The organism is Vibrio sp. 10N.247.310.24, assembly GCF_041467175.1.
Taxonomy (GTDB): Bacteria; Pseudomonadota; Gammaproteobacteria; order Enterobacterales; family Vibrionaceae; genus Vibrio; species Vibrio tasmaniensis_A.
The window spans coordinates 1-7,427 of the sequence record NZ_JBFSUD010000131.1; the positions used below are offsets into that span (position 1 = coordinate 1).

Annotated in this window: 7 protein-coding genes and 1 pseudogene; 2 read left to right on the top strand and 6 right to left on the bottom strand. The window is 42.0% G+C overall.

Features of this window, described 5'->3' with window-relative positions; translation table 11 throughout:
* Positions 1-464: 464 nt before the first annotated feature.
* Positions 465-1,244: a DUF3658 domain-containing protein gene (locus tag AB6E08_RS22180; protein WP_017098419.1), complete on the bottom strand. Its 780-nt coding sequence runs from the start codon at positions 1,242-1,244 to the stop codon at positions 465-467.
* 175 nt (positions 1,245-1,419) lie between these two features.
* A complete protein-coding gene (locus AB6E08_RS22185; RefSeq protein WP_017099644.1) occupies positions 1,420-1,902 on the bottom strand; it encodes a tetratricopeptide repeat protein in 483 nt (160 codons plus the stop codon).
* A gap of 132 nt (positions 1,903-2,034) precedes the next feature.
* On the opposite strand from AB6E08_RS22185, the gene AB6E08_RS22190 reads away from it, so the two are divergent.
* Positions 2,035-2,406: a hypothetical protein gene (locus AB6E08_RS22190; RefSeq protein WP_017099645.1), complete on the top strand. Its 372-nt coding sequence runs from the start codon at positions 2,035-2,037 to the stop codon at positions 2,404-2,406.
* A gap of 59 nt (positions 2,407-2,465) precedes the next feature.
* Here the strand turns inward: AB6E08_RS22190 and AB6E08_RS22195 are convergent, their stop codons facing one another.
* From AB6E08_RS22195 to AB6E08_RS22210, 4 genes are all read right to left on the bottom strand, one after another.
* Positions 2,466-3,077 carry a hypothetical protein gene (locus tag AB6E08_RS22195; RefSeq protein WP_017099646.1) on the bottom strand — a complete coding sequence of 204 codons (612 nt, stop codon included), beginning with the start codon at positions 3,075-3,077 and terminating at the stop codon, positions 2,466-2,468.
* A gap of 167 nt (positions 3,078-3,244) precedes the next feature.
* Positions 3,245-3,910 (bottom strand): glutathione S-transferase N-terminal domain-containing protein, encoded by a 666-nt coding sequence (locus AB6E08_RS22200; protein WP_017099647.1) that lies wholly within the window; start codon positions 3,908-3,910, stop codon positions 3,245-3,247.
* Positions 3,911-3,998: 88 nt separating this feature from the next.
* Positions 3,999-4,625, bottom strand: a complete 627-nt coding sequence (locus AB6E08_RS22205; RefSeq protein ID WP_017099648.1) for a LysE family translocator — start codon at positions 4,623-4,625, stop codon at positions 3,999-4,001.
* Positions 4,626-4,693: 68 nt separating this feature from the next.
* On the bottom strand, positions 4,694-6,349 hold the full coding sequence (locus AB6E08_RS22210; RefSeq protein ID WP_371695959.1) for an SgrR family transcriptional regulator: 1,656 nt from the start codon (positions 6,347-6,349) through the stop codon (positions 4,694-4,696).
* A 525-nt stretch (positions 6,350-6,874) separates the two neighbouring features.
* On the opposite strand from AB6E08_RS22210, the pseudogene AB6E08_RS22215 reads away from it, so the two are divergent.
* Positions 6,875-7,358: pseudogene (locus AB6E08_RS22215) on the top strand (transposase); the annotation flags it as partial.
* Positions 7,359-7,427 lie beyond the last annotated feature (69 nt).

Below are 7,427 nucleotides of genomic sequence, written 5' to 3' on the forward strand. Positions count from 1 at the left end.
CTGATCAGATCGTAGGTTCTTGATTTAGTTCCATTGAATTACGCAACAAAGCCGCGTTTATGTGGTTAAACATCAGTCAATACAACGGAAAAGATATTCAAAATATGAAAGGAATAATATTTGATGACTTAAGCCAAGCTGATATTGATGAAGCTCAATTCAGATCAATAGAATGTGTCGAATCCCTGTATGAACACTGCAATTGGTAATTTTTGGTACGCAATCAGAACTATGCTGTAATGGTTTATACTCGCGGCTGTTTCCATAGCTCGAAAATAAAAACATTCCCTTCGTTAATATCCGAGGCTACGGTGATGAGAATGAGAATTTAAATTTTTACTTAGTTATAGCACGCACACTAGGAATGAGTGTTCGATAGGCAAAGTGTGAGCTTTTACTCTCAGTTACGTTTCCGTTGTATTTTTCTCACCCTATATTTTCACTAAATGTTTGAACTTCCCATATCATAACGCTCGACTCAACTGACGCCTAAAGAAAGGTCCTTCACCTACCGAGCGCACTATTTTTCTCAAGATCAACACACGCAATCTGTAACAGAGAAAAGTATCACCAACTTGCCCTACATAATCACCAAGCACACGACCAATGACTACTGCTGCAACACAAACTCGTGGGCCAATCGCAGCAAGAAGAGCAGCATCAAAAAACGTCTCATCATGGGATACAATTGCGGAACCGTTCCAAGTTCGAACCATATCCCTACTCACAAGAAGACTATCCCATTCTTTGGCTAATTTAACCTGCTGAAAGATATCAAGAGGTACTGGAATGACGGTAGTAAGTTCTTCGGCTGAACAGGCACCAACGATTGGCATGGTGTCTTTGCTCAACTTACCTGTCGTTACATCGGCTAAAAATAAACGTTGTTCCGGTAGCACAGAGCACAGCGCTCGCAACATTAATTGCTCATCCACTGACTGGCCAACCCAAACAACATAATCGCCATCGCATTCGAGGTTCTGATAGCTCTGCAATATGGGCAGTCCTATATGGCCGGCTAACCATGGCCATAAGTCTGGATCATTAATAAGATCACATACCCCCCTAAACCAATTACTACGTAGAGCATCTCCTTGCTGCGTACCATAATTATTTAACGGACCGTAAGTCAACGGGTCACTCAGCTCTACTACCCGCTTCTTTTCATCTGGCGCAAGAAGATAATTCAAAATGCCAGCAGCTGCGCCTCCTGTAACAAAGTGAGTCACCTTACGAAGGGTCATGACTAAACTCACTTATCATATCAGCACATCGTCTCTCTATTCTCATCATCGATCCTTGTCTGCTACCAACTGCTAATCACTTATCGAGCTCCATAACCTTAGAGTTCATAAGTTGGTTTACTCTATTGTTTCTATTCCCCGGTTAGACGAACAAATATACGTAGGAACGCAACATTTACCACGTTTTATCAAGGTCTTTTGCATAAAGCAGAATGGCTCGCTGGTAACTTTTGATTTTCTTACTCTCAGTGGTTGATAACAATAACTTAATTAGTAACGCCGTTGCTTCTTTGTGTCGTTCTAAGTTGTACAAACACATGGCATAGAACGGCTGTACTTCCAGTGAATCAGGGTATTCAGCAATGGTTCGCTCAAAATACTCTAACGCTTCAGTGTATTTACCCAAACTGCGATAAGTACTCGCCAACCCAAACAGAGCATCAAAACGTTCAGTTATGGAAAGATCCCCTTCCAATGCAAGATGATAATGTATAAGCGCTTGCTTCTCTTTGCCTTCATTATCATAAGACCAAGCCATGTATAAATTTGCTTTGGCTGCATATTGACTGTCATCCAATAGCGTACGCAGCAAAAGCCGAGACGCATGATAATTTCCGGCCTCTCTAAGATTGATGGCTTCGTGGATAATGGTTTTCATGTGCATCTCCTCTATAATTGACTAATAGAATGAAATTTATTTACACTCTGTGCTAACTCTCAAATCGTCCAACGATAAATTATCAATGATAAAATCTTAAACTAGATGAATAAATAGTAATAAAGGAATCCAATGTTTATAAGATTTATTGCCAGTATGGAGGAGGAAAAGCGACTCCAGCATACTCATGGTATCATTACCCAAGCACAAATGATGCTTGTCGACGGATTGATCCTTTACGAGTACCATCAGGTGCATATTAAAGAAATCTTCACTCAACTTAATGAATCACTACCATGTCCACCGTTCCACTCAAAGTCATGGCCAGACAATGCTATCTCTTGGTTTTTAGACTCAAGCGTCAAACATATATCACTCATGTATGAGCTAAAATATATATTAGAAGAATATGATTCAAAGGTGGCGACATTACATTATTCAGACGTCGGCACCATTTTATACAGAGATGACTTTCAAGTGGTGGCTAAGTCTAGCCTCTTATGAAAAACAAAATAATATATTGATAATAAAATGAACCTTCTAAAAATATATACCCTCGCCGGTTAAAATGAGAACTGCAACCCAAGCTCATAGCTCACTTCCGCCTCATCACGCTCTGCATATTCTAAATTTGCAACTAAGCCAAACACTGAGCCGAATTGAAAGACGTTATTCCACTTAAACTCATCTCTTGCTAGATCTAAGAAATCATGCTGATAGGAAACTCCCATCAACCAATGATTAGCTATTTGTTTTCTAACCATCGCTTGACAGTATGTTCCACGCTCGGAATATGGTGAACTGTAATCACTATCAGCACGATAGTTTACTGCTCCACAGGATAAAGAGCTGGCCATTGCCCCTCCCAAACGCCCAATGAGTCCTCCGCCAGCTTGCCAACTATCTACCTCCGAACTAAATCGAGTGAGAAAGTCTGCTTTTCCTTCAACGAATACGTAGTCAAAAACTTGAGCACTGGCATCTAAGTATACCCCTCCCATCGTCTTATTCTCTGTATTGTCATACTTATCGTTAAGGTAAGGTTTTAACGCTCCCGACTTAAAACTAGCTCCTTTATAACCAAATCCTATGTGAGAAAAATTATCAACAATCTCACTTGATGCAAAGCTTGAACACGAAACTAACAACATCAGAGGAACAACTTTAGTTATCATAATACGATATCCTGTGGCACTTTTTTGACATGAAAGTTTATTCTGTACATTGCATATTGACAGCAACATACGGAAATAAACTATAACAAATCAATATGTAACATCCGATAAATTTAAACGCAAACTATGCGTTGCGTTCACATTTCCATCGTTGTCTTAAAGCATGTTTAAATTCCAGTGCCAATCCTATCTAGGCTGTCATACCAATTCAAAACATGGCTAGTCAGCATTTCCCCTGTGAAAGCGTTACTCGTAGACAGCAGCCACTTCAACGTCCCATAGACGATATAGTCTGAATACATGGGCGCATCGCCCGATAAGTATCGTGTCTTAGCTAAATAAGATTCCAGTACTCTCATTTTTTTAAGTAAGTCGGCCTTTGCTAACTCTTGGCTGTTGCTTTGTACATTTTCTAAGCTGTCCTGAAAGTGTTTCTCTCTAGAGGAACGAAAGTAATCTTTATCGCGATCTTTAAGCTTGCAGTAAATGTCGAAGATGGCAATTTTGGCGATGTCCGAATGTAATGATGCTGCCCACTCATGGAAAAAAAGTGCCATTAAACGCCCTTTTTCACCGCCAAATAATGAAGGTGATTCAGGGTAGTGGGCCTCAAGATAATCAGCGATGTTAAACGAATCAGAGAGCACCGTTTCACCATCTTTGATGGCGGGGAGTGTAGAAAACTGCGCCTTAAACTGAGCCTGAATGTCGACAAAAGAAAGCTCAGTGGTATCAAACGCTATATTTTTGTGTATCAAGCACATTTTCGTTCGCCAACAATAAGGACTGAATTTTAAGCCATCGCCCCCACACAGTTCGTAAAAAGTGATCATAGGTGTCTTACTCCGAGAGTTGCTAAATAGGTGTAATGGTTGTGCTGGGCACAGTATGTTCAATCTTGGTCGCGGTTCTCAGTCGAGATTAAGTGGGTTCTTTAACTGCTAGAATACCTGCGGCTCCCAGCAGTAAAGCACCACTTCCTCTTGTCACAGCGGTAAGAGATAGTCGGCTCGCATCAACAATCCGTCTGGCCGAAAACGCATAAAACATCACTAAACTGAAATCAAGCAACGCCATGGTTGGGCACATCACTAATAGTTGAGGGAATACGGGTAAGTCGGGGTTGATGAATTGCGGAAAAAAAGCCGAAAAGAATAGGATGGCTTTGGGATTGCCAGCCGCGACTAAAAAGCCAGAGTAAAACAACTTTTTGTTTGAGGCCTGTAAATCTGAGTTGTTGAGGTTTAAGTGCTCAACTTGTGCTGGTTTAGCGAGGAGCATTTTTAGTCCCATGTAAACCAACGTGATCACACCAAAAACTTTGATGACAGTAAATGCCACTACCGAATTGGCAAGGATGACACCTAAACCCAAGGCGACTAACACCATTTGAATAAAGTTAGCTGAGATGTCCCCAAGGGCGGTATATAGCACGCGTTTGTGCCCATAACTGAGAGCATGTGCAATACCTAAAAATATGCTAGGCCCTGGTGTCGCGGTAAGAATGAGCGATGCCGCGACAAAGCCGAGCCAAAGGTGAAAGTCCATTTTTTTTCCTTAATTATCCGTTAAACACTGCAAATCATATCGCTACAGATACACTACCATACCAGCGATTACTCCAACCACATATTGACCAGCGACATGACACCCATATTGTTGGTTTCGGTACCATACAAATTGTCTGCGCGAGTGACGGTAAAATGATTGCGCCACAGAGGACAATAATAATAGTTCTGGATAAGCCAATCCTCCGCTCGATACAGCTTGTGCAGAAGCTCCTCACTGTCGTTACTTTCCTGCATGAGCATATCAATAAAGGTTAATAGGCTTTGTTTTCCACGTTCAGACAAACATAGGCTAAACACATTGCCGCAAAGTAGCCATTCGTAATACTGGAACGTCAGGTCGTCGCCAAATACGTAACAGTCGTAGGAGACATCAACAGCCACATCTTGAGACTGTCCTTGAAGACATACCTTCCAAATAACCCCTTTTTGAGACAACGCATCAAGCAAAGGTTGCAACTCCCTCATATGACTGTCTATCACTTCAATTATCACCGGACGAGCTGGCAGTTTCATGTCGTGATTGAACAAGTGAAATCCCTTATCTTGATGGCAATCCATCACGCTGTTCGCTGCTCTTTTCTGGCTATCAAGTGTAAAGCGTCGACTATGATGAACAAGCCAAGCTCTTTCTTGAGCGGACAAGGCGTTTGCATGATGATGAAACTGCAAAACAGTACACCCACTGCGATCGACTTTTTGTGGCTGAGCGGGTTGAGATTCGCAATAGAGCAGTTCTGCCACGTGCATAGGCGTTTGAGGTTGGGCATCGCTACACCAAAACTCTACTCGTTCAATATGGCCACCAAAGCCAAAATAGTGGTTGTTGCGAACCAAACTCCAATACTGTTTTTCCAGACTTTCGACCCGATATGCTCCACACCCGATAGGTTTTGAAGCCTGATAATCAAAAATTGCACTGTGTGAGTCGGCTAACAAATGCAGGAAAACGGGGTCAAATTGACGCATAGAGAAAATGACCCACTGCTTATCTATGTCAATACCCTCTACATGACGAAATAGAATTTGATATGGATGCGGCGTCCTAAGGCGCATTTCTATATTTTTTTTGACAAGTTCCGGTGTCAGCACTTCTCCATTGTGCATCATTATATCATTGCGGATGCGGAGACGGATTTGCTTGTCACTGTAATGAAATTGGTGAGCGATATGAGGTACAATTTCGTTCTGAATAGGGTTATATCGAACTAAGGTATCGAAGACGCTTTCGATCAATAAAATAGAACGAGCGGACTGCGCCAAATGAGGGTGCCATTCAGGCAGCACGTAAGGAACTAAATACATTAAAGTATTCTGCTTTTTCAGTTCCTGTTGCGCATCCCCTAACCAGAGTGGTAAGTGATCTTGAAATAGGCGTACTTCGCCAAGTAGAGTGGCTAATCGAAATGCCTGATTCATTCTGCCAGACCGAGCCATCCGCTCTAACTGAGTCAGCAGTGAAGTCTCAAAACTTTTTAGTAGTGTCAGTTTCGAACGATGACCTCGCCCCTGACCCGAAGCCCAATGGATAAGCCCAAAGCTTTCAAAAGAAGCCATTAGCTTACTCACGTACCTCTCTGAGCAGGCCAGAATTTCAGCAAGGGAGACAATATCAACATCATAAGTTTCATTGCGAGAAAAATGTTTCTCGAGTTGCTTTAAACGCTGCAGATGACTCGTAGATAACAACTGAGAAGCTACCATGTCAACCTCAAAATCATGTTCATTAGATACAACGGATCCCTCTGAAATATGGCGACTTAACTTAAAGTTGTCCTCTTATAATGCCACGGGACGTGATTAATAAAGGTGGGTAATCTGACCGACTAGGAATCCCACCAAGAAAACTATCCCAGGCAAGATCGGACGGCTTTGGCTTTGGCTTTGTATTACCGTCATCGTTTGTTCTGGTTCCAGTAAGTAGTGTTTGGCGTTTAAAGTATAGAATGTGTAGTCTAATGGATTCATTGTTTTACTCACTAATAATGGCTCATGTGTTCATTATCAGCGAACAAACCCGAAATAATAACGCTCTCTTTACTATAAACAGTTCACCTTTTAATTAATGAAGTACAGCTCTATTTTTGCTAACTGCCACCAAACAAAATAATTCAACAAGCATGTCGAGGCAAGTTAATCCCAGTCACATGCAATATTAGCAATCGACGCTACATCTTCATCAAAGTAAACGTAGGTAGGCTTGCCAACATGGGGCTCAAAGGTTACGTAACCCGCTTTGTTCCTACCAAATCTCCTGACTCTGTTCATCGTGCGTAAGTATTGGGTACGTGAACGTACTACTCTAATGAACAGTATTCGAGCGTTACTGTCTAAATTCGGTCTCATTATTACGGGCGGACGATTTTCTTTAATGAAACCAGTTCCCCTCACGCTGGAAGATGCTGAAAACGAACTTCCACACTTAGATCGAACTGTTATTGCTGACGCGTACTATCACCTTGAACAACTTAACTAACGTATTGCGGATACCGAGCAAGTCTTCGATGCCTTTTCAAAGGTCAGTGATAATGTTCTACAGATCATGAAGCTCAGAGGAATTAGCCCACAAACGGCAACGGCTATTCTGGCCTCTATTGGCAACGGCTCTCAGTTTGTGAAAAACAGAGATTTTTCCGCTTGGCTAGGGTTAGTTTCGACGCAGTATTCAACCGGCGGCAAACCCAGATTGGGCAGGGTTACCAGACACGAAGACTAGTATCTACACACCTTCCCCCTCTGGCAGGATAGTTGTCACTGTTAAAATTTAACCAGTTTGGGCGAT